Source organism: Pseudarthrobacter sp. IC2-21 (genome assembly GCF_034048115.1).
GTDB classification, from domain to species: domain Bacteria; phylum Actinomycetota; class Actinomycetes; order Actinomycetales; family Micrococcaceae; genus Arthrobacter; species Arthrobacter naphthalenicus.
In genome coordinates, this window is the sequence record NZ_CP139145.1 from 3,403,815 (window position 1) to 3,428,774 (window position 24,960).

Consider the following 24,960-nt stretch of genomic DNA (forward strand, 5'->3'; position numbering starts at 1 on the left):
CGCTACCCCGGTAGCGAACGGGCGTGCCCTTTGTCTGCGGGGGTCTCTATATTGAAGGAATGACTCAGACTCCGCTGCAGGATTCCGCCGGTTCCGCCCCCGATTCCGCCGCCCCCAGGCCGCCGGTCGCCAAGAAGGTCCCCCACGTGCGGACCCACCACGGCGATACCTTCGTGGACAACTACGAGTGGCTGCGCGACAAGGAGTCACCGGAGGTTGTGGAGCACCTGAAGGCCGAAAACGCCTACCAGGAGGCCGTCACCGCGCACCAGGAGCCGCTGCGCGAGGCCATCTTCCAGGAAATCAAGGGCCGCACGCAGGAGACAGACTTGTCTGTCCCGAACCGCAAGGACGGCTGGTGGTATTTCAGCCGCTCGGCGGAGGGCAAGGAATACGGCATCCAGTGCCGCGTCCGGGCCCAGGACACCGGCAACCGCGTGGCGGACTGGACTCCCCCGGCGGTGGAGGCCGGCGTCGAAATCCCGGGTGAGGAAGTGCTGCTGGACGGGAACGTGGAGGCCGAGGGTCAGCCGTTCTTCTCCGTGGGCGGCTCGGCGGTGACCGTGGACGGCAACCTCTTCGCCTACGCCGTGGACAACGCCGGTGATGAACGCTTCACCCTGCACATCAAGGACCTGCGGACCGGCGAGCTCCTGCCGGACGTCATCGAGAACGTTTTCTACGGCGTCAGCTTCTCCCCCGACGGCACCCGGATCTTCTACACGGTGGTGGACGATTCGTGGCGCCCCTACCAGGTGAAAGCCCACGTCCTGGGCACGCCCGTCACCGAGGACGAGGTGATTTACCAGGAGGACGACGTCGCCATGTGGCTGGGCTTTGAGCTCTCCTCGGACAGGCGCTACCTCGTGCTGGGCATCGGCTGCTCCGAGTACAGCGAGACGCGCCTGTTGCGCTTCGATGACCCGACGGCGGCGATCACCACGGTGATTTCCCGCGACGAACGCGTCCTGTACGAGGCCGAACCCTTCCTCCTCGAGGGCGCCGACGGGGAAAAGCAGGAGCGCATCCTCATCACGCACAACCGGAACGCCGTGAACTCCATGGTCTCCCTGGTTGACCCGGCCGAGCTCACCAAGCCGCTCGCCGAGCAGCACTGGAGCACCGTCGTCGAACATTCCGACGACGTCCGCGTCAACGGTGCGGGCGTCACCTCCACGCACCTGATCGTCTCCGTCCGAAAGGACACCATCGAACGGGTGCAGGTGATGGGACTTTCCGGCCTCGGCACCCCCGCACAGGAGGCCCCCGTGGAGCCCGCCTTCGACGAGGAGCTGTACACGGCCGGCGTGGGCGGATCCGACTATGAGGCGCCGGTGATCCGGCTGGGCTACACGTCCTATTTCACGCCGTCGCGCGTGTACGACTTTGTCCTGCCCACTCCGGATCAGCCCGCCGGCGAGCTGCTGCTCCGCAAGGAAAGCCCCGTACTGGGCGGCTACTCCGCTGCCGATTACGTGGCCACCCGGGAATGGGCGGACGCGCCGGACGGCACCCGGATCCCGCTCTCCGTCCTGCGGCACAAGAGCATCAAACAGGATTCGACGGCGGCGGGCCTGGTTTACGGGTACGGCTCGTATGAGCTGAGCATGGACCCCGGTTTCGGCATCGCGCGGTTGTCCCTGCTGGACCGCGGGGTGGTGTTTGTTATCGCCCACATCCGCGGCGGTGGCGAGCTGGGCCGGCACTGGTACGAGGACGGCAAGAAGCTGACCAAAAAGAACACGTTCACGGACTTCGTGGCCGCCACCGACTGGCTCGCGAACTCGGGCTGGGTGGACCCCTCACGGATTGCGGCCATGGGCGGCTCCGCGGGCGGCCTGCTGATGGGCGCGGTGGCCAACCTGGCGCCGGAAAAGTACGCCGCGGTGGTGGCACAGGTGCCGTTCGTGGACCCGTTGACGTCCATCCTGGATCCGGAACTTCCGCTGTCCGCCCTGGAATGGGAGGAATGGGGCAACCCGATCACGGACCCTGAGGTGTACGCGTACATGAATTCCTACTCGCCGTACGAGAACGTGCGGGAGGTGGCCTACCCGAAGATCGCCGCGGTGACGTCCTTCAACGACACCCGCGTGCTCTACGTGGAGCCGGCCAAGTGGGTCCAGGAGCTGCGGAACAAGACCACCGGCAGCGAGCCCATCGTGATGAAGATCGAAATGGACGGCGGACACGGCGGCGCCTCCGGCCGGTACGTCCAATGGCGCGAGCGCGCCTGGGACTACGCGTTCATCGCCGATTCGCTCGGCGCCACGGAGCTGCTCCCGGGCGCCGGCCTGAAGTAACGCCACCCCTTTCCAATCAGGGGGGCCCGGGCCGGTGACCCGGAATACTAATCATGCTTACCATTGGGTGCAGCTTGTTTCCCGCCCGGGCCGAAGGAGCAGACATGTCGCTACGCAAAGGAACCTCCGTGCAATGGAACACGTCCCAGGGGCCCACGCACGGCAAAATCGTGGAAAAGAAGACCAGCGACTTTGAACTGGACGGACACACGCACCGGGCCATCGAAGCAGAACCGCAGTACGTTGTGGAGTCCGCCAAAACCGGTGCCCGCGCGGCCCACAAAGCCGCGGCTCTGACCGAGAAGGGCTGAGGCCATGGCTGACGCGCATCACGAGGTGCTCATCGTCGGCGGCGGCAACGCGGGGATTTCCCTGGCGGCACGGCTGCGCCGGTACGGCGTCACTGACCTCGCCGTCGTCGAACCCAAAGACCACCACCTGTATCAGCCGCTCTTTTCCCACATTGCCGGCGGAAAGGCCAAGGCGGCGGAGGCCATCCGGCCGCAGGCCTCCGTCACTCCGCCGGGGGTCGCCTGGATCCGGGACGGGGCCTGGGTGATCAACGCCGCCGCCAACACGGTGACACTGAACTCCGGCGACCAGGTGACCTACAGCCACTTGGTGGTCTGCCCGGGACTGCAGCTGGACTGGGACAAGGTTCCGGGCCTCGAAGCCGCGGTCCATTCGCCGTTCGGATCGTCCCACTACGAGTTCGATCTTGCCCCCAAAACCTGGACGCTGCTCAGCAGCCTCAAGGCCGGCACCGCGGTGTTCACCATGCCCTCCGGACCGGCCAAGTGCGCCGGCGCGGCCCAGAAGCCCATGTACCTGGCCTGCGATTACTGGCAGGACCACGGAGTCCTCGATGCCATCCGGGTGATCATGGTCCAGCCCTATCCCACCGTGTACGGCGTCCCGGGCGTCGACGACGAACTCAACCGGAAGATCGCCGAGTACGGCATCGAGCTGCGCCTCAACAGCGAACTCACGGCCGTGGACGCCCTCGGACGGACCGCACTGGTCCGGGACAACGCGGCGGGCACCACCGAGGAAATCCCTTACGACGTCCTCAACGCGGTCCCGCCGCAGTCTGCCCCGGACTGGCTAAAGGCCACCGATTTGCCCGCCCCCGGCGACGGCGGCGGGTTTGTGCAGGTGGACCCGGCAACCCTGCAGCACGTCCGCTACCCCAACGTCTGGTCCCTGGGGGACGCCGCCGCAACCACCAATTCCAAGTGTGGCGGCGCACTGCGCAAGCAGACCAAGGTGCTTGCCAAGAACCTCGTGGCAGCCCGCAAGGGGACGCCCCCGACCCAAAAGTACGACGGCTACGCAGTGTGTCCGTTCACCGTCTCCCGCTCCACGGTGGTGTTCGCCGAGTTCGACGCCGACTACCGGCCCAAACCCACCATCCCTAAGGTGCCCACGTGGAAGGAAAGCCGGGCGTCATGGGTGGTGGACCGCGACGTTTTCCCCCAGGTCTACTGGAACCTGATCCTCAAGGGCCGGGCGTAGCCGCGGGCCTTCACCCGGGCGGACGTGTGGCGGGCCTTCACCGGCTGTGCCACTCGTCAGCCAAAATCGCGTAGACCAGTTCGGTGGCCCACTCGCCCTTGTAGTGCCACTTGTCCACGTGCCGGGCTTCGAGTCGCATGCCGAGCCGTTCACAAAGGGCGGCCGATGCGGTGTTGAGGGCATCGAGCCGCGCCTCGATCCGGTGGAAAGCCAGCTCGCCGAATCCCAGGTCCAGTACGGCCGCTGCCGCTTCGCTTCCGTAGCCCTGTCCGCGCGCCTCCGGAGCCAGGGTCCAGCCCACTTCGGCCTGCCCGCGGCCCGGCACCCACTTGAGCACCACTTCGCCCAGGAGTCCCGGACCGTCCGCCGCCTCGATGGCCAGGCAGATCCAGTCGCCCTCCTTGTCAAAGCTGAAGTTGGCGTACTTGCCCACGGACTCCATTGACTTGGTGTAGCTTTTCGCCGGCCCGGGCAGGAAACGGGCGGTTTCCGGGAGGGAGTGGTAGGCGTGGAAGGTGTCCAGGTCGCGGCCCTCGAAGCGGCGCAGGACCAACCGTTCCGTTCGGAGGGGCAGGGTAATTTCCGGCATGGAGTGAAGGCTACGCCATGCGCCCTCAGCTCGATCAAAGCTGACAGACTGTCACTGTGGCAAAGGGAATTCATCGCATTCTTCCGGGCGGGGCCCGCGGCGCGGGCAGAACCATCGCCCTGCCGCGCAAACGAGCCCCGCTGACCCTCGGCCGTGCCCGCACGACGGCCGGCTTTATCCTCGCCGTGCTCCTTCCGGCACTCGCCACCCTGGTTCTTTCCCTCGCCCCGGATCTGAATCTCGCCACCCATGTGCTGGTCCATCTGACCGGCGTCATGGCGGTGGCCTTCATCGGCGGCTTGTGGCCGGCGGTGGTGGCTGCGCTGCTGGATTCCCTGCTGCTCAACTACTTCGAAACGGAACCGGTGGGGACGTTCAGCGTCAAGGATCCGCAGAACATTTTCGCGCTGCTGGTCTTCCTCGGCTCGGCCATTGCCGTGTCCCTGCTGGTGGGTCTCTCGGCCCGGCGCGCCCGCGAGGCCGCCCGGGCACGGTCCGAGGCGGCAACCCTCGCTGATCTGGCCCGGGATGCGCTGATCCAGGACGACACCGTGGCGGCTTTCCTCACCAAAGTCCGGGATACTTTCCAGGTCCGGTCCGCCGGGCTCTACACCCGGCCGGACGGCCAGCAGCCGGACAACCGGCAGACAGAGAACCGGCAGCCGGACAACCGGCAGGCAGAGTACAGCGGAGGCTGGGCGCTTCAGGCGTATTCCGGCGAGGTGCCTCCCCCGCCGCCCGGCTCCGAGGATCCCGCTGCCGGTGCCGTTGAACTTCCGAACCCGGCAACGGCGCTGGTGGTCACCGGCAGGGCCCTGTCGCCGGGAGACCGGCGCCTGCTGACCGCCTACGGGTCCCATCTCCTCCTGCTGCGCCAGCGCCAGTCGCTGCAGCACCAGCTGAGCGAGACAGCCAAGCTGGCCGAGGGCAACAGCATCCGGACCTCCATCCTGCGCGCCGTCAGCCATGACCTGCGGACACCGCTGGCGGGAATCAAGCTTGCCGTGACGGCCCTGCGGCGGCAAAACAAGCGGCTCCCGGCGGAGGTCCAGGCCGAAATGCTGGAGACCATCGAGTCGTATTCAGACCGGCTCGAATCCCTGGTGGGCAACCTTCTGGACATGTCCAGGATTTCGAGCGGATCCGCTGCGCCCCTCACCGCGCCGGTGACGTGGCGGGATGCGATCGAAGAGGCTTTGCGGGGAATTCCCGACGGCGCCATCAGGGTCGATCTCGCTCAGAACCTTCCGCTTATCGACGCTGACTTGGGGATGCTGGAGCGGGTCATCGCCAACATTGCGGAAAACGCCCTGAAATACGCGCCCGGCTCGGATGTGGTCATCGTGGGGCCCGCGAGCGGAACCGCAGCGGCCACCCTGGAGGGCCGTCCGTGCGGTGAACTGAGGATCGTCGATCACGGCCAGGGGGTTCCCGCCGCCAATGTCGTGAGCATGTTCGAACCCTTCCAGCGGCTCGACGACGCCCCGGATGGCCTGGGCATCGGCCTGGGCCTCGCCGTCGCGAAGGGTTTCACCGAAGCCATGGGCGGCCAGCTCGCCGCGGAGCCGACCCCCGGCGGGGGCCTGACGATGGTCATCCGCCTGCCCCTCTCCAGCGGACCCGAGAACGCGCACCTCACGTCCCGGGCTGACGGACGCTCCACAGAGGCGGGCCGGCGATGAGGACGGTGCTCGTCGTGGATGATGAAGCCCAACTCCTGCGCGCACTGCAGGTCAACCTGCATGCCGAGGGGTACAGCGTGCTCACGGCACTGGACGGAGCCGCCGCCCTCCTGCATGCCGAGAACAGCCGGCCGGACATCATCGTGCTGGACCTGGGCCTGCCGGACATCAATGGCGTGGACGTCATCACCAGGATCCGCCGCACCAGCAACACACCGATCATCGTGCTGTCCGCCCGGCACGGATCCGTGGACAAGGTCAGGGCCCTCGACGCGGGGGCCGATGACTACGTCACCAAACCGTTCGGGCTGGACGAGCTCCTGGCGCGGCTGCGGGTGGCCGAACGCCGGCTCGGTTCCTCGGACGGCGGCGAACAGCCCGGGAACATCGACGTCGGGGACTTCCAGGTGGACCTGGCCAGCCAAAAGGTGACCCGCGACGGCGCACCGGTGCGGCTAACCCCGCGGGAGTGGGGCATCCTGCAGCTGTTGGTCCGGAACCCGGGGCGGCTCATCACACAGCAGCAGATGCTGGCGAAGATCTGGGGCCCGGGTTACGGCAACGAGACCCACTACCTTCGGGTCTACATGGGCCAGCTGCGCCGCAAGCTCGAAGCCGACCCCGCCCGGCCCCGGCACCTGCTCACCGAAGCCGGCATGGGGTACCGCTTCGAGCCGTAAAGGATTCGTCAATAATTTGTTCTTTCGCGGGGTGGCAATTTTCGCCGGTGTTAGCTTCGGAGTGTGATCTCGAGCGTGCAAGTGCCGCCCGGAAAGGACTCCATGACCACCTTGAGCAGGACCCCGACAGACCCGTCGGCCCCGCGTCCGCACGGCAAGACCGCCCTGCGTAATTGGCTGCTCTTCGGGCTGCAGGACAGCAAGGGTGCGCATCAGGGCCCGGGCGGGGTGACCACCGCCCACGAGAAGAAGCACAGCTGGTGGCAGGTCATGTGCCTGACCGGTGTGGACTACTTCTCCACCCTCGGCTACCAGCCGGCCATCGCGGCCCTGGCTGCAGGCGTGATTTCCCCGCTGGCCACCATCGTGCTGGTCCTGGTCACGCTGCTCGGAGCCTTGCCGGTGTACCGGAGAGTGGCCGGGGAAAGCCACCGCGGCGAAGGTTCCATCGCCATGCTGGAGCGGCTCCTTCCGCGCTGGGGCGGCAAACTCTTCGTCCTGATCCTCCTCGGCTTCGCGGCGACGGACTTCATGATCACCATGACCCTGTCCGCGGCCGACGCCACGGCCCACCTGATCCAGAACCCGCTGGCCCCGGGCTGGCTGGCGGGGCAGAACATCGCGGTCACGCTGTTCCTGCTGGCTCTGCTCGCCGCCGTGTTCCTGCGCGGGTTCAAGGAGGCCATCGGCGTCGCAGTTGTCCTGGTGGCCCTGTACCTGGGGCTGAACGCGATCGTGGTTGTCCTGACCCTGGCGGAGGTGTTCACCCACACCGTTGCCATCGGCGACTGGTGGCAGGCGCTGACCACGTCCCACGGCAACCCGTTCATGGTGATCGGAATCGCGCTGCTGGTGTTCCCGAAGCTGGCGCTGGGCCTGTCGGGTTTTGAAACCGGGGTGGCCGTCATGCCGCAGATCCGCGGCGCGGAGACCGACACCGAGGCGAACCCCGCAGGCCGGATCAAGGGCGCCCGGCGGCTCCTGACCACTGCTGCGGTGATCATGAGCGCGTTCCTGGTCACCACGTCCTTCATCACCGTGGTGCTGATCCCGCAGCAGGAATTCCAGCCCGGCGGACAGGCCAACGGCCGGGCCCTCGCCTTTCTGGCACACCAGTACCTGGGCGTCGGTTTCGGCACCGTGTACGACATCAGCACCATCGCCATCCTCTGGTTCGCCGGCGCCTCCGCCATGGCCGGGCTGCTGAACCTGGTCCCCCGGTACCTGCCGCGCTACGGCATGGCGCCGGCCTGGGCCAAGGCCGTCCGGCCCCTGGTCCTGGTGTTCACGCTGATCGGGTTCCTCATCACCTTCCTGTTCAAGGCCGACGTCGATGCCCAGGGCGGTGCGTACGCCACCGGTGTGCTGGTGCTAATGACCTCTGCCGCCGTGGCGGTCACGCTCTCCGCCCGGCGCGGCCGGCAGCGCAAACGCACGGTCGGGTTCGGCGTCATCGCGGTGGTGTTCATCTACACCACCATCGCCAACATCTTCGAGCGCCCCGAAGGCATCCGGATCGCGGCCGTCTTTATCGCCGGGATCATCATCATCTCCCTGCTGTCCCGGGTCCGCCGCTCCTTCGAGCTGCATGCCACCCACGTGCACATGGACCGGCAGGCGCTGGAATTCATGTCTGAGGTGGTGGAGGGCCCCCTGGCCATCATTTCCCACGAACCGCTCCGGACCAGCGCCCAGGCGTACGAGGACAAGCTCACCTCGGCGATCGAGGTCAGCCATCTTCCCCTGAACCACCAGGCCCTGTTCCTCGAGGTCATCGTGGACGACTCCTCGGACTTCGAAACCGAGCTGCAGGTCCACGGCGTGGAACGGCACGGCTACCGGATCCTGGAGGTCCACGGCCCCGTGGTGCCGAACACCATCGCTTCGGTGCTGCTCCACATCCGGGACGTGACCGGGCTGATGCCGCACATCTATTTCCGCTGGACCGAAGGGAATCCGGTGACCAACCTCCTGCGCTTCCTGTTCCTCGGCGAGGGTGAGATCGCACCGGTCACCAGGGAAGTGCTGCGGGAGGCCGTGCCCGAGGTCACCAACCGCCCCTGGGTCCACGTCGGCTGACGGGCGCCGGACCATGAACTGGCGTGAGGCAGGCGGAGCGGGCGGGGTCAGGTTCGCAGCTCCACCCGAGGAAGTGGCGGATTTCCAGGGCCGCGGCGTGGACGGCTCCGCGTATCTGCCCCGTGGCGGCATCCTGTTCAAGGATGCCGACGGCGACCCGTGGTGGGTCATTTTCCAGGAGACCCCCGGGACGGACCCCCGCCACACCCACGTTCGCGGGGACGTGCTCGCCTGCACCGCGACCCACGACGAGCTCGTCCACGTGCGGGTCCTGGCCGCGGACGTGCTCCAAGTCGACGCCGACGCCGCCTTCCGGCAGGACGCTCCGGTCAGCCTGGAGGACGCCGCGGACGTGGCAGCCCGCATCCCCCGCCCCGGCTAAGCCGGAGCAGCGGATAGGGTTGCGGTCAGCTCTGGGCCTGGTCCAGCGGGACCGGAACGATGGGCTGGTCGTTCGCTGTCAGGTCAATGCCAAAGTCCTTCGCGAAGACCAGCCGGGTGTCCTTGTAGATACCCGGATGGCTCTCGTCCAGTTCGAAGACGCGGGCCCCACGGAGCCGGTTCCGCTCCGCACCGTCCAGCCCATAAGCGCCGAATCCCGTTCCGGGACCGTAGCCGAGCTGCACGCCGTAGTAATCACCCACGTAGGTGTTGACGTGGTCGTGCCCCACAAAGTATCCGCGGACATCCCCACGCTCCAGAAAGGCATTGAAAAGGCCCGAGTTGAAGGGACCGGGGCACTCATCCTCGTTGCGCTCGCCGACGATGCTGTGCTTGGCGACGGCGCGTGCGTGGTCCGCGTCCGTCCGTGAGTCGATGCTGGCGAACCACATGTTCCGGTGCTCGTGCAGGGCGATGTGGCCCCACATGAGGGAGGGTACTTTTCTTCCGTATTTCTGTTCCGTGGCGATCGACTGGTTGCGGTACCACGTGACCTGGTCCATGCGTACCCAGTCCCAGTCCGGGTAGCCTTCGAAGTTCTGGCCGTTGATGGCGTCCGGCGCGTACCGGCCGGTGTCGATCAGCCACAGGCCAAATGCAGGGTCCTTCGAGCGTGAGGACTGGACGAGTAGCTGCGAGTTGGAGGTTCCGGTCAGGCCCGGCACCGAGTCGGCGTTGACGTTGTAGGCGTAGCTCTGCAGAAACTGAAGCATCCTGGCCTCTGTCATCCCGGTTTTCTGCGCAGAGTCCTCATCGTGGTTGCCAAAGGTTACGGCCCACGGAATTTTGCGGCTTTCCATGGGTTTGACCACGTGGTTGAGTGCCTGCTTGACGTCCAATTCCGTGTCACAGCCGCCGTTGATCACATCGCCGTTGATCACTACGAAATCCGGCTTCTCCGCATCCAGGGTGCGGTCCATCAGCTCGATGGTTCGCCGGTCCGTCTGCTCGTCATCCTGGGTGTCGTTGAACTGCACCACTTTGAACCTGCCGTCCGGGCGGAACGCCAGCGTGGGCTTCGGCACCTTCCCACCGGGGGCGGCTTTGCCGGCGCCTGCAGCGGACACCGTAAGTCCCAGCGCCCCGAGCGTTCCGGCTGCTGCCAAGGCCGCTCGCCTGCTGAGTGTGGGCTGGTTGATGCGTGAATTCACTGGTCCCTCTCGTTGCGGTGGCGGGCCGGTTTTGGTGCCGCCTTACCCCGCAGACGATAGGGGAACCAAGCATCCGGCCCCGGAACTGACAGTGAACTTACGGTATTCCGCGTGCGCTCAGTCTGCGGGCTGTACGACGGCGGCAGTCGCCTCCGCGATGGCCCTTTCCTCGTCGGTGGGCACCACCAGGACAGGAATGGCCGACTCCGGTGTGGAAATCACGCGCGGTTCCTTGGAACGCTGGCTGTTCAGGCCGGCGTCGAGCGCTATGCCCAAGGCGCCCAGTTTGTCCGCGACCAGGGCACGGAACTGGTGCGAGTTCTCGCCGATCCCCGCTGTAAAAACGAGCGCCTTCGCGCCGCCGACGGCCACGTGATAGCCGCCGATGTACTTGGACAGCCGGTAGGACGCGACCGCGAGCGCCATGGTTGCCTTGGCGTTGCCTGCCTCGGAGGCCTCCACCACGGAGCGCATGTCGTTGTTGCCGGCCAGGCCCTTGAGCCCGGATTCGCGGTTCAGCGTGGTGTCGATGTCCTCCGGGGTCCAGCCTGCCCGGCCGAGGAACACCAGGATGGAGGGGTCAACGTCGCCCGAGCGGGTGCCCATCACCAGCCCCTCAAGCGGTGTGAAGCCCATGGACGTGTCCACGGATTTGCCGCCCCGAATGGCCGTGACGGAGGCGCCGTTGCCCAGGTGGGCGATGACGCCGTCGAACTCTTCCACGGGAAGATCCAGCAGCCCGGCGGCGCGGTGCGTGACGTATTCATGGGAGGTGCCGTGGAAGCCGTAGCGGCGGATGCCGTGGTTGGTGTACAGCTCGTCGGGGACGGCGTACCGCCACGCGTGCTCGGGGAGGCTGCGGTGAAAGGCGGTGTCGAACACGGCAACCTGCGGCAGGTCCGGCCACTTCCTGCTGATGGCACGGATCCCCAGCACGTTGGCGGGGTTGTGCAGCGGGGCCAGCGGGTTCAGGCGCTCGATGGCGCGGGTGATCTCGTTATCGATCAGGACCGGTTCGCCGAACCGCTCGCCGCCGTGCACCACCCGGTGACCCACGGCTCCCAGCTTCAGGTCGGGGAGCTCCGCATGGATGGCCGCATCCACCTGCTCCAGCGCCTCCGCATGGTCCCGCGGACCCTCAATCTCGCCGTCCCCGCCACCGCCGGTGCCCATGCCGATCTTCTCGATCAGCCCCTCGGCCAGCACACTGCCGGCGGCGACATCGCGCACCTGGTACTTGAGCGAGGAAGAGCCGGAATTGATGACGAGCACAAGCATGCGGGCCTCCTGAGCCTTGCTGGCGTGGTTATTGCCACTATAGGTGGGGGCGGCGCGGGTTAGGCGGCACCTCCGAAGGTGATGTCAGCCTCCCGCGATGTCCCGGAGGGTCTGCAGATGTTCCTCCCACGCTGTGCGCCCGCCGGCAGTCACGCTCGCCGAGGTGCGCGGCATCTTGCCCGCAAAGCTTTTGCGGATCTTTACATAGCCGGCTTTTTCGAGGACGGCTAACTGCTTGCTGAGGACGGAGTCGCTGACCTGGATGGTGTCCCGCAGGTCCTTGAAGTCCATCGACTCTGCACCCGCGAGAGCGGCCATGATGGAGAACCGGACGGGCGCGTGGATGAGGTCGTTGAGCCGGTGGCGTGGATGATCCGCGGCCGTACTCATGCCCGCAACTCGCGAAAGGCACCTGTCAGGCCCACTCCTGCGAGTACGACGGCGGCGCTTGCGTAATACCAGAGGTTTCCGTCGCGGAAGAGGCTGACTCCCGCCCCCAGTGCGACGCCGTACAGGACCATGTAGGCAATCAAAGACGTCAGGAACCGCTTGGTGTACCCGGCTTTGGTGGACGTCTGGAACATGGGCCAGATGCAGGCCGTGGCCGCGGCCCAGATTCCGACGGCGGTAGCGAGGATGGGAGCCCCGTAACCGGTGTGGGACACGATGTGCATGCCGACCATGAGCATGGAGCCCAGGATGGCGAGGCTGGTGAAGACCATGGCAACGGGCCACGCGGCAGCGTTGACGGAGGTGGCACTGATTGACTGCGCCTTCGCCAGGAGCTCGTGCGCCTCGGCAGGGGTGGGGTTTCGGGTTGCCTCGTCCATGGTGTTGCCTTTCCGTGGCGGTTTCCAATGCGCCAATTATAGGAAAGTACTTTCCATTGAGTCAAGTACTTTCCTAACCCCATTGCGCCGGCGGCCCGGGCCTGCATAGAGTCGGTGGACACGTTGCACTACGCAGAGAGGGACTTCCATGCCGAACGACACCACTCAGCCCGACAACTCAGACACCACCGCCGAGGAACCCAGCACCACCGGGTCAGGCACCAAGGACCCCACCACCGTCGAAGGTGCCAACCCGGCCCTGGACGACACCGGAAAGCCCAAGGCCGCGGAAGTGGGCGAGGCCCCGGAACAGCCGGAGAATCCGCAGGATCTGGACCTTACGCCTGAGGGCCTGTCCGATGAGCCGGCCAAAGAGGAGGACCCGGAGAGCGTCGCCAAGCCGGAGAACAGCTAGGGCCCTCCACTCTCCACGGCCTGCACGGAGATGAGGACGAGCCCCAGGTCCCGGATCCTTGTGAGCACCCCGTGCAGGGCGGCCTGATCGGCCACGAATCCGCTCAGTTCTGTGGTGCCGTCAGCTTCCGGAGTCACCACGAGGCCGTCGAACCAGGCCGACCAGTGCTGGTCCAGGTGCCCGCCGATACGGATGTCGTACCGGGCGGGCACTTGCTGATTGGGGATGGCGCTCATCATGCCCTCGCACGGGGCGCCGCCCCCGGAATCACTTCGCACTTTCCGGCTGGACCGGCTTCACCGGCGTTACGACGGCCCCCGCACTGTCCCGGTCCGCCGTCGTCCGCAGCCCGCTCCACAGCGAGTACCCCAGGCCGATCAGCGCCACGCCGATGGGAAGCGCGAACAGCCTGTCGTTGACCTGCGGCAGCAGCGGGAGGGCCAGGGTTGCCACGGCCCCCACGGCGAGCAGTGCCGCAGCCCAACGCGCGAGCACCCTGGCGCGGAACAGTGCGATGCCGAAGAGGAGTCCGCCGCCGAGGAACGTGACGGCGGATGCGAGGTTCAGGCCGAACATCAGGCCGATATCGCCGGCCACGGGGTCGCCCATGACGGTAGCGAAAACGTCGTTGACGTAGCCGGGTTCCGTGCGGGCGAGGGTCGGCAGGACCACGGCTCCGATGAGCTCCATGCCGAGCATGATGAGGTAGCCGGCACCGAACACGAGGTAGCCCACCAGCCCGAGCACTCCGGCCCGGGCCACCTGGCGCAGGTACATCCCGGTGATGCCGATGAGCGACAGGCCGGCCATGAGCACTTTCAGGCTTTGGCGGACCGTGTATTCGGTGGTGGTGGCGAATGCCGCGTCCAGGTGCGGGTGGTTGATCTGCACGCCGATGAACAGCAGGCCCGCGGCGGCCGCGGACAGGCCGGCCCAGCGGGTGAGCTTGGTGGTGGTAATGGACATGTGGGGCTCCCTGGCTTGTATGGTGCGGCGGCGGATGCTGCCGGCTGATTCCAAGGTAAGGAGCGGCGGGGTGAGCGCGCGTCACCCCATGATGTGACTGACAGGGTGAACCTGCTATGACCGGCCGACCGGTTAGAGCAGGCCGCGGTCACGTCCGCGGCGGACGGCCGCCCGGCGGCTGCTGACGCCGAGCTTGGTGAAGATGTGTTTGGTGTGCGTGCGCAGCGTGTTGTGCGAAATGAACAGTGCGCGGGCGATCTCCGGCCCGCTCAGTTCACTGTCGAGGAGCCTCAGAACCTGCAGTTCCCGCTCGCTCAGCGGGTCAACGTCCGACGGGGGCTCCTCACCTGGGCGCGACGGCTCCGGGCGCGATGGTACCCAACCCGAGGCTAGCGGGTGCGGGGGCGCAGCCAGGGCGAGCAGACGCCGCGCGTGGGCGGCAGCCCCGCCGTCGTCCATTGCAGCATCACCAGACTCACGCACAGCCCCGCGCAGCAGCGCCAGCATGGGCGGCCCTTCGCCGAGGAACAGCCGCACGTACTGCTCCGGCTCGGGCACCCCGGTGAGCGCAGACGCCAGCGCCTCCTGTGCGCGCGGGGTGTCGCCCAGCGCATCATGCGCGAGGGCCTGGAGCAGGCGGATTTCCACCACGCTGCCCGCACGGCCGGATGGGGCCGCGTCCGCGAGCAACCGGTCCAGCAGGTCAAGCGCACCCGCGGCAACGGGGGTGTTCGGCTGCTTCCGCTGCTGCGCGATGAGCAGCCGGACCAGGGTGAGGTGGCTGTACTCGTGCAGGTAGCCGGCTTTGTCAGCGGCCGTAACCCCGGCGGCACGTGCCCAGGCGGCGGCCGCGGCGAGGTCACCCTGGCGGATCCGGACGCGGGCCTTGATGGCCGGGACGGGGCGCACTGCGGGGAAGAACCCGGGCCGGAAAAGCTGCTCGGCCTGGTCCAGGTATGTAAGGGCGCGGCCTGGATCGCCCTCGTCCTGGGCAACCAGGCCCTTGGCCACAAACCACCGGTAGCGGCTTTCGGTCATGGGCCCCCGTTCCACGAAGGCCGCGGCGGCGTCGAGGTGCTTGATGGCGCCGCCCGGGTCACCGGACTGGCGGCACAGTTCGCTCAGGGCCACGTGCAGTTCCGCGCCCGCCCGGGCCAGGGCGTCGCCGCGGGTGTTCGCCTCGTGCAGCGCAGCCTCGCAGATCCGCCGCGCTTCGCCCGGCCGGCCGGCAGCCTGCCACATGTCCGACAGGATGACCGTGCTGCTGAGCTCGTCCAGCAGGTTCCCGGCTGCGCGCAGGCTCGCAACAGCCTGCGTGAACGTCTCCAAGGCACGGCGCACGTCGCCCTCCGCCCATGCGGCAAGGCCGAGGAAGGCGCCCGCGGCACCCCGCGCAAGGTGGTGGCCGGGACCCGCCAACGCCAAGGCGTTCCGGGCGTGGGCGGCGGTGCCTGCCACATCGCCCCTGGCCTGCGCGAGCGAGGCCCGGTAGATGGCAATCGTGGCCGGGAGCATCAGCTCCTCGTCGGTTGCAGGGCGGTGCGCCGGTTCGGCGGAGGCCGCGTCGGCCAGCCCACGGTCGGCGTCGTCAAACCGCTGCTCCGCACCCCCGAGCTCGCCTGCACTCATCAGCATGCCGCCATAAAACACGCTCAGCACCGGGCTCCGGCGGATGACAGCGTCCGGCAGTTCCCTGAGCCAGCCAAACAGGACGGCATCCTGGCGGCTACGCCGCAGCACCGGCACGGCCAGCTCCACCAGGTGCCCGGCCCGGTCAAAGTCCTTGCCGGCGAGCGCGTGCCGGATGGAGTCCTCAAGGTGGCCGTGCGACTCGTACCAGTGGCTGGCGCGTTCATGCAGCACTGGAATCCGGCCGGGCTCTTGACCGAGCAGGCGTCCGCGCAGCACGTCGGCGAAGAGGTGATGGTAGCGGTACCACTCGCGCCGGTCATCCAGCGGGATGACAAAAAGGTTGGCGCGTTCCAAGGCCACCAGTGTGGCGCTTCCATCCTCGCGGCCGGTCACCGCGTCGCAGAGCGGGCCGGTGAGCCTGCCGAGGACAGCGGTGTGCAGCAGGAAACTGCGGACCGACTCCGGCTGATGCTCCAGGACTTCCTCCACCAGGTAGTCCACGATGTACCGGTCGTTCCCGGCGAAGCGCTCAATGAACCCGGCGGCGTCGTTGCGGTCCCTGAGCGAAAGTGCGGCCAGCTGGAGCGCGGCAATCCAGCCCTCCGTCCGCTGTTCCAGGGTGGACACCTGCCCCGGGTCCAGGTCCAGCCCCGCAACATCTTTGAAGTAGGCGGCAGCCTCTTCCGGGGTGAACCGCAGGTCAGCGGCGCGGATCTCGGCCAGATCACCCCGCACCCGCCAACGGGACAGCGGCAGGTCAGGGTCCGAGCGCGTGCTCAGCACCACGTGCACGTGCGGCGGCAGGTGCTCCACAAAGTAGGTCATGCCGGCGCGCACTGCCTGGCTGTCCACGGCGTGGTAGTCGTCCAGCACCAGCCAGACGTCCTCTGCCACTTCAGCGAGGTCGTTCACAAGGGAGGTGATGACCAGCTCGGTGGCCGATGGGGAGGTCCCGAGGAGCTCCAGCGCCCCTGCCCCGACGCCGGTCACCGCCTCCTGCAGGGACGCTGCAACATACGTCCAAAAAGTGGCCGGCTCGCTGTCCGCGGGCTCCAGCGAAAGCCAGGCAACGCGGCGGCCCTCACCGGCCGCACCCAGCCAGTCCGCCAGCAGGGCGGTCTTCCCGAACCCCGCCGGGGCGGACACAAGCAGCAGCCCGGACTCCGCGCCGCGGCGAAGCTTCTCCCGCAGCCGCGGGCGTGCCACAAATCCGCGGCGCGGCGCGGGAACATACAGCTTGGTGGCAATCATCGAGCGTTTCATCCGGATCCGTCCCGCGCAGGGCGGCGACGCCCGCACTCAGCCAGGTGCCGCCGTCGGGCGTTTGAGTTTGAACCCTCGCCCCAACGCGGGGTCACTTAACGCCCAAAGTTACCTGCGGAGGGGACTTTAAGTGACCCCGCGTTGCTGTCCGCCGGAACCTGCGCCTGGATGGCCGTGATGGCCACGGTGTTCACGATGTCCTCCACCGTGCAGCCGCGGGAGAGGTCATTGACCGGCTTCCGGAGCCCCTGCAGGACGGGCCCGACGGCGACCGCCCCCGAGCTCTGCTGCACCGCCTTGTACGTGTTGTTGCCGGTGTTCAGGTCCGGGAAGATGAACACGGTTGCCTGCCCTGCCACGGTGGAGCCGGGCATTTTGGACTCCGCGATGGCGGCGTCCACGGCGGCGTCGTACTGGATGGGGCCTTCGACGGCGAGATCCGGGCGGCGCTGGCGCACCAGTTCGGTGGCCTGCCGGACTTCGTCCACCGCCTCGCCGGAGCCGGAGCCGCCGGTGGAGTAGGACAGCATGGCCACCCGGGGTTCCACGCCGAACTGCGCGGCGGTCTCGGCCGAGGCCAGCGCAATGTCCGCCAGCTGCTCAACGTTGGGGTCCGGGTTCACGGCGCAGTCGCCGTAGACCAGCACCCGGTCCGGCATGAGCATCAGGAACACCGAGGAGACGATCTTGACGCCGTCGCGGGTTTTCACGAACTCCAGCGCGGGCCGGATGGTGTGCGCGGTGGTGTGCGCGGCGCCGGAGACCATGCCGTCCACCACGCCCAGCTGGACCATCATGGTCCCGAAGTAGCTGCCGTCCTGCATGATTTCCAGCGCCTTGGCCAGGTCCACGCCCTTGTGCGCCCGCAGTTCGGCGTACTTTTCGGCAAACTTCTGGCGCAGCTCCGAGGTGGCCGGGTCCACGATGTTGATTCCGGACAGGTCGATGCCGTTGGCCGCGGCAAGCTCCCGGACATCCGGTTCGGGGCCCAGCAGGGTCAGGTCGCACACGTCGCGGCGGTGCAGGATTTCCGCGGCGCGCAGGATGCGCACGTCCGTCCCTTCCGGCAGCACCACGTGCCGGCGCTGCGCGCGGGCCCGCTCGATGAGGTCGTGCAGGAACCGCAGCGGGGTCATCCGTTCCAGGCGGGGCAGGTGCAGGCGTTCCACAAGCTCTGCCTCGTCCACCCGCTTGGACCACAGGCCCAGGGCGGAGGCCACCTTGCGGCGGTGCCCGGACCAGATCTCGCTGCGGACTTCGGAGACGCGCTTGGCCGTCATGTAGGTGTCCTCGCCGGCGGAAAACACCGGGAACGGCGCCTGCGCCAGGAGCGGATAGATGTTGGCGTCCGGCGCGAGGCCGCCGGTGAGGATCAGGGCAGACGGCACCGGAAATTCCGGCGAGAACGACGACGCCAGGCAGGCCACCATCACGTCCGCACGGTCCCCCGGGACGATCACCAGGGCGCCCTCATCCAGGACGTTCAGGAAGTTGCCCACGTTCATGGCCGCGACCTTGATGTCCTTCACGTCGCGTTCCATGTCCGCACGGCCGGCGATCTGCCGCACACCCAGCGCTGTGGCCACCTCGCCGGTGGTGGGCCGGGCGATCTCCTCCAACTCGGGGAGGACATACACCGGCCGGCCGGAGACTCCCACCTTCACCTCGGCCGCGATCCTGTCCACTAACGTCGCGTCGGCGCGGTTCACCATGATGGCCAGCAGCGAGCACTTCTCCGCGATCAGTTCCTTGCGGGCAACTTCGACGGCGGCCGCAGCTTCCGCCACGCTGAGCCCCTTGGCCCCCACCACGGCCACTACCTGGGCAGAAAGGTTGTTGGCCAGCCGGGCGTTGAGGTCGAATTCGACGGCGGCGTCCTGACCGGTCAGGTCCGTCCCCTCCACGATCACCACGTCGCAGTGCCGGGCGATCCCGGCAAAGATCTCCACGCAGCGGGCATCGATCTCGGCCCGTTTCCCGTCGGCCAGCAGGGCGCGCACCTCGCCTGAAGTCAGTCCACCGCGGCACCGGTCGTCGTCGAGTCCGAAACGCGCCTTCATCAGCGCCACCATGGGGTCTTCGGCCGCATCCGGGCCGTGAACCACCGGCTTGAAGAAGCCGATCCGGTCCGCGTGCCGGTGAAGTGTGTCCGCGAGGCCCAGGGCGATCAGGGATTTGCCCGAGCCCGGAGTGGTTGCGCTGACGTAAATGCCTTTGGCCATGGTCCGCCCTTTGCTGTGCTGGTGCAGGTACAACCATCCTTGCACCTCGGGCGTGCACAGGTGATCTCCCCCAGCCCCAGCGCTCTCTCACTTAATGCGGGTTTTCTGGGGATGCTCTCTCACTTAACGTCGGTTTTCCGGGGACGCTCGCTCACTTTCTTGAGGAAAGTGAGAGAGCGCTTGGGAAAAACCCGCATTAAGTGAGAGAGCGTCGCCAGGGTCGGGGGCGGGGCGGCGGCGGGACTGCACTGGGCGGCGGCGGGACTGCGCCGGGCGGCGCCGGGAGTGCTCCCCGCCGCCGCCGCCCCCTCCTTTGGCAACTTTGCGCAACTTTGGGCAACCGATTGCCAAAAGCTGGTTTCCTGCTATACGGTAATACCCGCGTCGACGGAGCTGTGGGCGCCGTCTCAGAACAGGAAAAGCAATGACGCAAAGCCCCTCGCCTACGGGCACCCAGACACACGGCGCGCTTCACCCGGCGGCCGTCAACAAGACCGAACTGCGCCGCGCCGGCTGGGCCGGCTTCATTGGCACCGTGCTGGAAAACTACGACATGGTTGTTTACGGTGTTGGCACCGCCATCATTTTCAACACCCTGTTCTTCCCCAACGTCTCCCCCGCAGTCGGCTTCATCGCCAGCTTCGGCGCCTACGCCGTCGGCTTCATCGCCCGGCCCATGGGCGGCCTGTTCTTCTCCCGCTACGGCGACAAAATCGGGCGCAAGTTCGTTCTCGTGGCCACGCTGGCCCTGATGGGAACCGCCACCTTCGCCATGGGCCTGCTGCCCACCTACGAATCCGTGGGCATCCTGGCTCCAATCCTGCTGACCGTCCTGCGCTTCATCCAGGGCTTCGGCGCCGGCGCCGAAATGGCCAGCGCCGTGGTGCTGCTCGCCGAATTTGCACCCAAGGGCAAGCGCGGTGCCATGACCTCGCTCGTCTGGGCGGGCGCCGCCGTCGGCTCCGTCTTTGGTTCCGGCGCGTGGATCCTGGTCCAGCTGTTGCCGCGCGAAGACCTCGAGTCCTGGGGCTGGCGTCTGGTGTTCCTCTCCAGCGCCCTGGTGACAATCGCGGCTTACCTGATCCGCCGCAACATGAAGGAATCCCCGGTCTTCGCCGAGCTGAAGAAGGAGCACGTGGAGGCGGCCTCCCCCGTCTCCGAGGTGCTCAAGAAGGGCCGCCGTCCGCTCCGCCAGGTCTTCCTCATCAACATGGGCACACACGCCCACTCGTATATCTACCAGGCGTTCCTGGGCACCTTCCTGATCTCGGTCGTCAACATCGATAAGACCCTGATCCCCCAAATGCTGGCCATGGGCGGCCTGTTCGCCATCCCCGCGGCCCTCATCGCCGGACGGGCCACCGACCGCTGGGGCCGGAAGCCCGTGAACGTCTTTATCCTCGCGTTCCTCTTCCTGTTCTCCTTCCCCGCGTTCTGGCTCACCAGCACGGGCAACGTCTGGCTGATCGCCCTGGTCTACGCCGTGGGCTTCACCTTCGCCGTGGAGGGCGGCATCGCGACCCAGTCGGCCATGTACGCGGAGCTGTTCGGCTCCAAGTACCGCTACGCCGGCGTGGCGATTGCCCGTGAGTTCTCCGCCATCTTCGGCGGCGGCATCGCGCCCATCATCTGCTCCGCCCTGCTGGCGTGGGCCACCAATTCCTACTGGCCCATTGCCGTTTACATGATGATCATCGTGGGCATCTCCCTGTTCCAGGCCATCAAGACCCCCGAGACCAGGGACCGGGACCTCACGCTGGAGGAAAACGCCAGCTAACCGCTGCTTCACTCGAGCTCCGTCACGAAAAAGCGGTGGACCACCCCGGGGTGGTCCACCGCTTTTGTGTTCTTCGGCACCACGGGGCGCTACGGTGGAGGGACAGAGCCAGCCACAACCTAAGGAAGGCCGCCATGAGTCAGCACAAAGAGCCGGACCCCGGGTTCATCATTCCCGATCCCTCCACCCTCAGGGAGGACAGCCCCGGCGACGTCGGTGACGAGGCCAACGTCATCCGTTTCAGTGAGGAGCAGGCACTGATCGAGGAACAGGTTCACGGCATCCGCCCGGACACCTACAGCGTGCCGCGTGGCGGTCCCACCATGGAGGAAGCGCGCGGCAACATGGACCTGACCGACACCGGCACCAGCCCCTCCGATGACAGCAGCGACGACGGCCTGCACGGCGGTGCGGAAGCCTGAGCACGGGGAACCCCGGGGAGACCCGGGACACCTGCACCGGCTGATGACCGGGCCGCCGCACCTGCGCGGCGCCTCACAGCTGGTAGTCGGCCTCGGCCCGCAGGGTTTCGTGGACGCACAGGATGTTGTGTTCGGTGTCCATGAACCAGGCGCACTTCTCGGAATCCGTGGTGCAGATATGGTTTTCGGTCTTCAGGTTGGGCAGGTTGTAGTCCTGGAACCGGACGCCTCTGGCTTCCATGTCCTGAACGGTCCGCTCAATGTCGCGCACCTCAAAGCTGAGGGCGGTGTGCTCGGAATGTTTGCCATCCGAGACTGGCTTCAGCTGCAGCGTCGGGCCGCCATCGGCACCGAGTAGCTCGCTTCCATCCTCTGTGGTTCCGCGGAGCGGGAGGCCCAATTTTTCAGTGTAAAAACTGTGGGCGCGCGCCACATCATCTACCGGCAGGATGGTTGTGGCTGTGTTCAGGGCTAGGTTCATTTCGCCACCTCCTACGGGGACGATCTTACGCCTGGGCGCGCCTGTTGCTCCATCACTTGCGGTTACCGTGAGGTTGGGCGCTCCCGCTTCCGGCGCCGGAGCACCATCAACAGAACCCCGCCGACGACGAGGGCGGCTGCCGCCAGACCGGCGGCCAGGAAGAGCCCGGAGGCCCCTGTACTAGCCAGGGTTGCGGGTTGTTCGGCTCCCAGTGGAAGTACGACGACGGCGGCACCGGCTGCGGGCGCCGGCGCCGCTTTCGCGGCGGGCACCTCCGCAGGGGTTGCGGCAGGCGGGTCAGCCGGGGTTGCGGCAGGCGGAACCGGCGCAGTCCCGGCCGGCGGAACAACGGCGGGCGGATCTGCCTGTGTTGCAGCAGGAGGAACGGGCGGAGTCCCGGCGGGCGGGGCAACAGGAGGAACAACGGCTGGCGGGACCACCGGAGGGATGGCCGGAGTTACTGTTTCAGGCACTGCGGCGAACTGGAACTCCGCGGCTCCCGATGCACTGAATCCGTTGACGGTCTCGGCTTTGAACCGCAGCGGCCCCGAACCGGTGGGGGCGGTAAAGGACCATGCCCCCTTGGCGTTCACGGGCACCTGGAAGGGCGCTCTCCCCGCCACGGTGACCTTGACCTGTGAGCCGGCCGCGACTGCCGAGGCGGGAGCGGCCGCCACCATGCCGGTGACGGTTTGGCCGGCGTCGAACGTTGCTCCCGGGGCAGGCGAGGTGACCGTGGGCTTGTTGAGGAAAACTTCCAGCTGGGCTCCCCCGGGGATGCTGGCCAGGGAGTCCTCGAGGGTGGCGGCGATGGCCCGCTTCTGAGTGGACCCGAGAGTCTCCGCTCCCGTGTGCGTGCCCACCGCATAGTTGCCGCTGATCCAGGGGCCGCCGGAATCACCGCCGGCCGAGGTGACGGAGGATGAGTCAAAGGCGCGCACGGGACGCAGGTCGTTGTCATAGTCGGGCGGCACACTCTTGGACCCCGGCATCATCACGATCGCGATGGAATCAATGACGCCGCACTTCCACCCTGTTGTGCGTCCGGACCGGCATACGGGATCGCCCTGTACAGGCGCTTTGGTCCCTACAATCTTGACGGAATCCGGGGTCTTGGCAGCTCCCCAGGTTGTGGCTGCCGGCTGTGGGTTGAGGCCGGTGGCAATGTCCTTGACGACTGCGATGTCGGTGCCCACCACGGATCCGCCCGCCGTTGCCGCGGCGTTGTTGGCCCCGCCGAACTGGCTGAACCCGAAATTGCCGAGCGGAGCCAGCGCAGGCAGCGGCCACGGGACCGGCGTAGTGCTGCCACCAGCCGCAGCCCAGCTGAGCGGCTCAAGGCCGGTGAGCTTGGCCGCACCGTCCTGAGTGCAGTGCCCGGCCGTGAGGACCAGCGGGAGTCCTGTGGGACCGAATGCGCTGAACCCCGTGGAGCACTTGGCCGTATTGTCGAGAAAATAGCCCTGGCCACCGAGAACATCGTCCTCGGTTTTGACGGACGCGCCCTTCTCAAGCCGGACGTTGGCGTAGCGGGACACGAACTGGGCAGGGGTCAGTTTGCCGGCGGTGGCCTGTGCCCGGGCGGTCCCCGCCGGGGAGGACAGGGCGCCGGACGTGGCGGGAACGTCAGATTCCGGCGTATTCACGGAACCCGTGCGGATCACAAAGTGCCCGTCGGTGAAGGCCACGGCCTGAAGGCCCCGGGTCCCCACATCGCTCACGTAGGCCTGAAACAGCTGATCAATATTTTGTGCCACCAGCTCCGGCGCGGAAGGAGCGGGTTCGGGCTGAACCTCGGACGGGGCGCTGGCCTTCGAGGTGGACGGGGCGGCGTCGGCCGCCGGAGAGGTCCCTGCGGCGGGTTCAACGGGTGTTGGCGCAACCAGCACAAAGGCTGACGGGCCCGGTTGGTTTAGCTCATCCACCGCGGACTGAAGGGCGGGGCCGGTACCCTGGACCAGGATTCCGCCGTCCTTCAGGCTGAGGCCCACAAAGCCGGGAACCACCTGCAGGGTCTTGAGGGCGTCGGCTGCCCGGTGGCCAAGTTCCCCTGCGGCGTTGAACTCCGCCAGGCTCATGCCCAGATCATGAAGCAGCGCTTCCGAGAGGCCGGCCTCGGACGGTCCGGCTGAGGGACGGTCAGCCGGGGGAACGCTGACGGTGGACGTGGTGGTTTCCGAAACGGCCGCTCCCGGGACGGCCACGGCCGGGACAACGCCGAATCCCAGGGCAAAAGCCAGGCCGGCCACTGTTCCCGCCGCAAAAACTCGTTTCATTCGGATAGCCGTTCCGCTCGTCCCGCCCAATTACGCCCACTGCGCCCATGAGCGGTAACCATTTCTCACGGTACCGTCACCATCTGTCACACTGGCCACTTAGGTCACAAGGGTACCTGCCCGGCGGCGAGGCGCTCAATGGAACCGATTTCTTGCGGGGACAGCCCGTTCTGCAGCAGGAATGCCCGGCTGTCCAGTTCGCGGACGAACGTCACCACGGCCCGGCCGCGCTCTTCCAGCAGCGGCGCCAGATCGGCGTCGGGCAAGTAGCGTTCGCGCGCGTGCGGCGGACCGTGCGTGCGGTAGCGCTCGTTGATTCCGCGGGCGGCCTGCGCGTACCCGTCGGCGATGCGCTGGTCGGGGTGGCCGGCAAGATCCTGGATCATGGCCGCCACCAGACCGCTGCGGTCCCGCCCGGCCGCGCAGTGAATGACCACCGCTCCTGCCGCGGCAGCAGCCACGGCACGGAAAACGGCAACAATTTTCTGCGGGTAGAGCCTGACATTATGCAGGTAGTGGGCCGGATCGTTGAGGTAGGGCCCACAGACGGCGGTGAACCGAGGATCATCGGGTTCTTCAGTGGGGGCGATGACAATGTTCATGCCGGCAAACGCGTGATCGGCAATCACCGGGTCCGTGTCCCGGCGCAGCGCCTCGCGGGGGTGACGCAGATCCACCACGGTGCGGACGCCGTCGTCGTACGCCTGCTGCCACCCGGCTTCGGTGAGCCACTCGCGCCGGCCCATGCGGTAGACGCCGCCGGCAACGCGCCAGGCATTAACCGCCCCGTCCCAGCCCACGGGATCCCCTCGTTTCTCCACCCGCACAGCTAACCACAATGCCGCTTCCGGCTGCATGCGCCGATGCCCGTACTCATGCGTAGTCGGGCACCTGGAAAGTCGAGTACAGCCACCCAGTGACGGGTGGGGTGCATGGGGCGTACGGTAACCATTACCCG

Annotated in this window: 22 protein-coding genes; 10 read left to right on the forward strand and 12 right to left on the reverse strand. The window is 67.2% G+C overall.

What is annotated here, in order from left to right; translation table 11 throughout:
* The first annotated feature begins 59 nt into the window (after positions 1-59).
* The 3 genes from SBP01_RS15685 to SBP01_RS15695 all read left to right on the forward strand — a co-directional run bounded on the left by SBP01_RS15685 (position 60) and on the right by SBP01_RS15695 (position 3,818).
* On the forward strand, positions 60-2,303 hold the full coding sequence (locus SBP01_RS15685; protein WP_320536406.1) for a S9 family peptidase: 2,244 nt from the start codon (positions 60-62) through the stop codon (positions 2,301-2,303).
* Between the two features lie 104 nt (positions 2,304-2,407).
* Positions 2,408-2,614 carry a DUF2945 domain-containing protein gene (locus tag SBP01_RS15690; protein ID WP_320536407.1) on the forward strand — a complete coding sequence of 69 codons (207 nt, stop codon included), beginning with the start codon at positions 2,408-2,410 and terminating at the stop codon, positions 2,612-2,614.
* Positions 2,615-2,618: 4 nt separating this feature from the next.
* Positions 2,619-3,818, forward strand: coding sequence for an FAD/NAD(P)-binding oxidoreductase (locus tag SBP01_RS15695; protein WP_320536408.1), 1,200 nt, complete (start codon positions 2,619-2,621; stop codon positions 3,816-3,818).
* A gap of 37 nt (positions 3,819-3,855) precedes the next feature.
* Here the strand turns inward: SBP01_RS15695 and SBP01_RS15700 are convergent, their stop codons facing one another.
* Complete coding sequence (locus tag SBP01_RS15700) at positions 3,856-4,407, reverse strand: GNAT family N-acetyltransferase (protein ID WP_275213308.1); 552 nt, start codon at positions 4,405-4,407, stop codon at positions 3,856-3,858.
* Between the two features lie 56 nt (positions 4,408-4,463).
* Here SBP01_RS15700 and SBP01_RS15705 point away from each other — a divergent pair, with 56 nt between their 5' ends.
* From SBP01_RS15705 to SBP01_RS15720, 4 genes are all read left to right on the forward strand, one after another.
* Positions 4,464-6,089, forward strand: coding sequence for a DUF4118 domain-containing protein (locus SBP01_RS15705; RefSeq protein WP_320536409.1), 1,626 nt, complete (start codon positions 4,464-4,466; stop codon positions 6,087-6,089).
* Positions 6,086-6,769 (forward strand): response regulator, encoded by a 684-nt coding sequence (locus SBP01_RS15710; RefSeq protein ID WP_275213306.1) that lies wholly within the window; start codon positions 6,086-6,088, stop codon positions 6,767-6,769. Before SBP01_RS15705 ends, SBP01_RS15710 begins: the two co-directional genes overlap by 4 nt.
* 102 nt (positions 6,770-6,871) lie before the next feature.
* Complete coding sequence (locus tag SBP01_RS15715; protein ID WP_320536410.1) at positions 6,872-8,848, forward strand: amino acid transporter; 1,977 nt, start codon at positions 6,872-6,874, stop codon at positions 8,846-8,848.
* 13 nt (positions 8,849-8,861) lie between these two features.
* Positions 8,862-9,230 (forward strand): hypothetical protein, encoded by a 369-nt coding sequence (locus tag SBP01_RS15720; RefSeq protein ID WP_320536411.1) that lies wholly within the window; start codon positions 8,862-8,864, stop codon positions 9,228-9,230.
* 25 nt (positions 9,231-9,255) lie between these two features.
* Here the strand turns inward: SBP01_RS15720 and SBP01_RS15725 are convergent, their stop codons facing one another.
* From SBP01_RS15725 to SBP01_RS15740, 4 genes are all read right to left on the reverse strand, one after another.
* Positions 9,256-10,440 (reverse strand): metallophosphoesterase family protein, encoded by a 1,185-nt coding sequence (locus tag SBP01_RS15725; protein ID WP_320536412.1) that lies wholly within the window; start codon positions 10,438-10,440, stop codon positions 9,256-9,258.
* 117 nt (positions 10,441-10,557) lie between these two features.
* Positions 10,558-11,718 (reverse strand): acetate kinase, encoded by a 1,161-nt coding sequence (locus SBP01_RS15730; protein ID WP_320536413.1) that lies wholly within the window; start codon positions 11,716-11,718, stop codon positions 10,558-10,560.
* An 84-nt stretch (positions 11,719-11,802) separates the two neighbouring features.
* Positions 11,803-12,108: a winged helix-turn-helix domain-containing protein gene (locus tag SBP01_RS15735; RefSeq protein ID WP_275213300.1), complete on the reverse strand. Its 306-nt coding sequence runs from the start codon at positions 12,106-12,108 to the stop codon at positions 11,803-11,805.
* On the reverse strand, positions 12,105-12,548 hold the full coding sequence (locus SBP01_RS15740; protein WP_275213299.1) for a hypothetical protein: 444 nt from the start codon (positions 12,546-12,548) through the stop codon (positions 12,105-12,107). Before SBP01_RS15740 ends, SBP01_RS15735 begins: the two co-directional genes overlap by 4 nt.
* A gap of 148 nt (positions 12,549-12,696) precedes the next feature.
* Here SBP01_RS15740 and SBP01_RS15745 point away from each other — a divergent pair, with 148 nt between their 5' ends.
* Positions 12,697-12,963: a hypothetical protein gene (locus SBP01_RS15745; RefSeq protein WP_275213297.1), complete on the forward strand. Its 267-nt coding sequence runs from the start codon at positions 12,697-12,699 to the stop codon at positions 12,961-12,963.
* Here the strand turns inward: SBP01_RS15745 and SBP01_RS15750 are convergent.
* The 4 genes from SBP01_RS15750 to pta all read right to left on the reverse strand — a co-directional run bounded on the left by SBP01_RS15750 (position 12,960) and on the right by pta (position 19,046).
* Complete coding sequence (locus SBP01_RS15750) at positions 12,960-13,175, reverse strand: hypothetical protein (RefSeq protein WP_320536415.1); 216 nt, start codon at positions 13,173-13,175, stop codon at positions 12,960-12,962. The genes SBP01_RS15745 and SBP01_RS15750 overlap by 4 nt on opposite strands.
* A 55-nt stretch (positions 13,176-13,230) precedes the next feature.
* Complete coding sequence (locus SBP01_RS15755) at positions 13,231-13,929, reverse strand: hypothetical protein (RefSeq protein WP_275213295.1); 699 nt, start codon at positions 13,927-13,929, stop codon at positions 13,231-13,233.
* A gap of 132 nt (positions 13,930-14,061) precedes the next feature.
* A complete protein-coding gene (locus tag SBP01_RS15760) occupies positions 14,062-16,824 on the reverse strand; it encodes a LuxR C-terminal-related transcriptional regulator (RefSeq protein WP_320536416.1) in 2,763 nt (920 codons plus the stop codon).
* Between the two features lie 95 nt (positions 16,825-16,919).
* Entirely contained in the window at positions 16,920-19,046 is a 2,127-nt protein-coding gene (gene pta, locus SBP01_RS15765; RefSeq protein WP_275213293.1) for a phosphate acetyltransferase, read from the reverse strand.
* Between the two features lie 424 nt (positions 19,047-19,470).
* Between pta and SBP01_RS15770 the strand changes: the two genes are divergently transcribed.
* Positions 19,471-20,823, forward strand: a complete 1,353-nt coding sequence (locus SBP01_RS15770) for an MFS transporter (RefSeq protein ID WP_320536418.1) — start codon at positions 19,471-19,473, stop codon at positions 20,821-20,823.
* Positions 20,824-20,957: 134 nt separating this feature from the next.
* Complete coding sequence (locus SBP01_RS15775; RefSeq protein ID WP_320536419.1) at positions 20,958-21,245, forward strand: hypothetical protein; 288 nt, start codon at positions 20,958-20,960, stop codon at positions 21,243-21,245.
* Between the two features lie 73 nt (positions 21,246-21,318).
* Here the strand turns inward: SBP01_RS15775 and SBP01_RS15780 are convergent, their stop codons facing one another.
* The 3 genes from SBP01_RS15780 to SBP01_RS15790 form a co-directional block, all read right to left on the reverse strand.
* Positions 21,319-21,726 carry a VOC family protein gene (locus SBP01_RS15780; RefSeq protein ID WP_275213289.1) on the reverse strand — a complete coding sequence of 136 codons (408 nt, stop codon included), beginning with the start codon at positions 21,724-21,726 and terminating at the stop codon, positions 21,319-21,321.
* Positions 21,727-21,788: 62 nt separating this feature from the next.
* Positions 21,789-24,002 carry a S1 family peptidase gene (locus tag SBP01_RS15785; RefSeq protein ID WP_320536421.1) on the reverse strand — a complete coding sequence of 738 codons (2,214 nt, stop codon included), beginning with the start codon at positions 24,000-24,002 and terminating at the stop codon, positions 21,789-21,791.
* A gap of 104 nt (positions 24,003-24,106) precedes the next feature.
* On the reverse strand, positions 24,107-24,823 hold the full coding sequence (locus SBP01_RS15790; RefSeq protein WP_320536422.1) for a tyrosine-protein phosphatase: 717 nt from the start codon (positions 24,821-24,823) through the stop codon (positions 24,107-24,109).
* Positions 24,824-24,960: the final 137 nt, after the last annotated feature.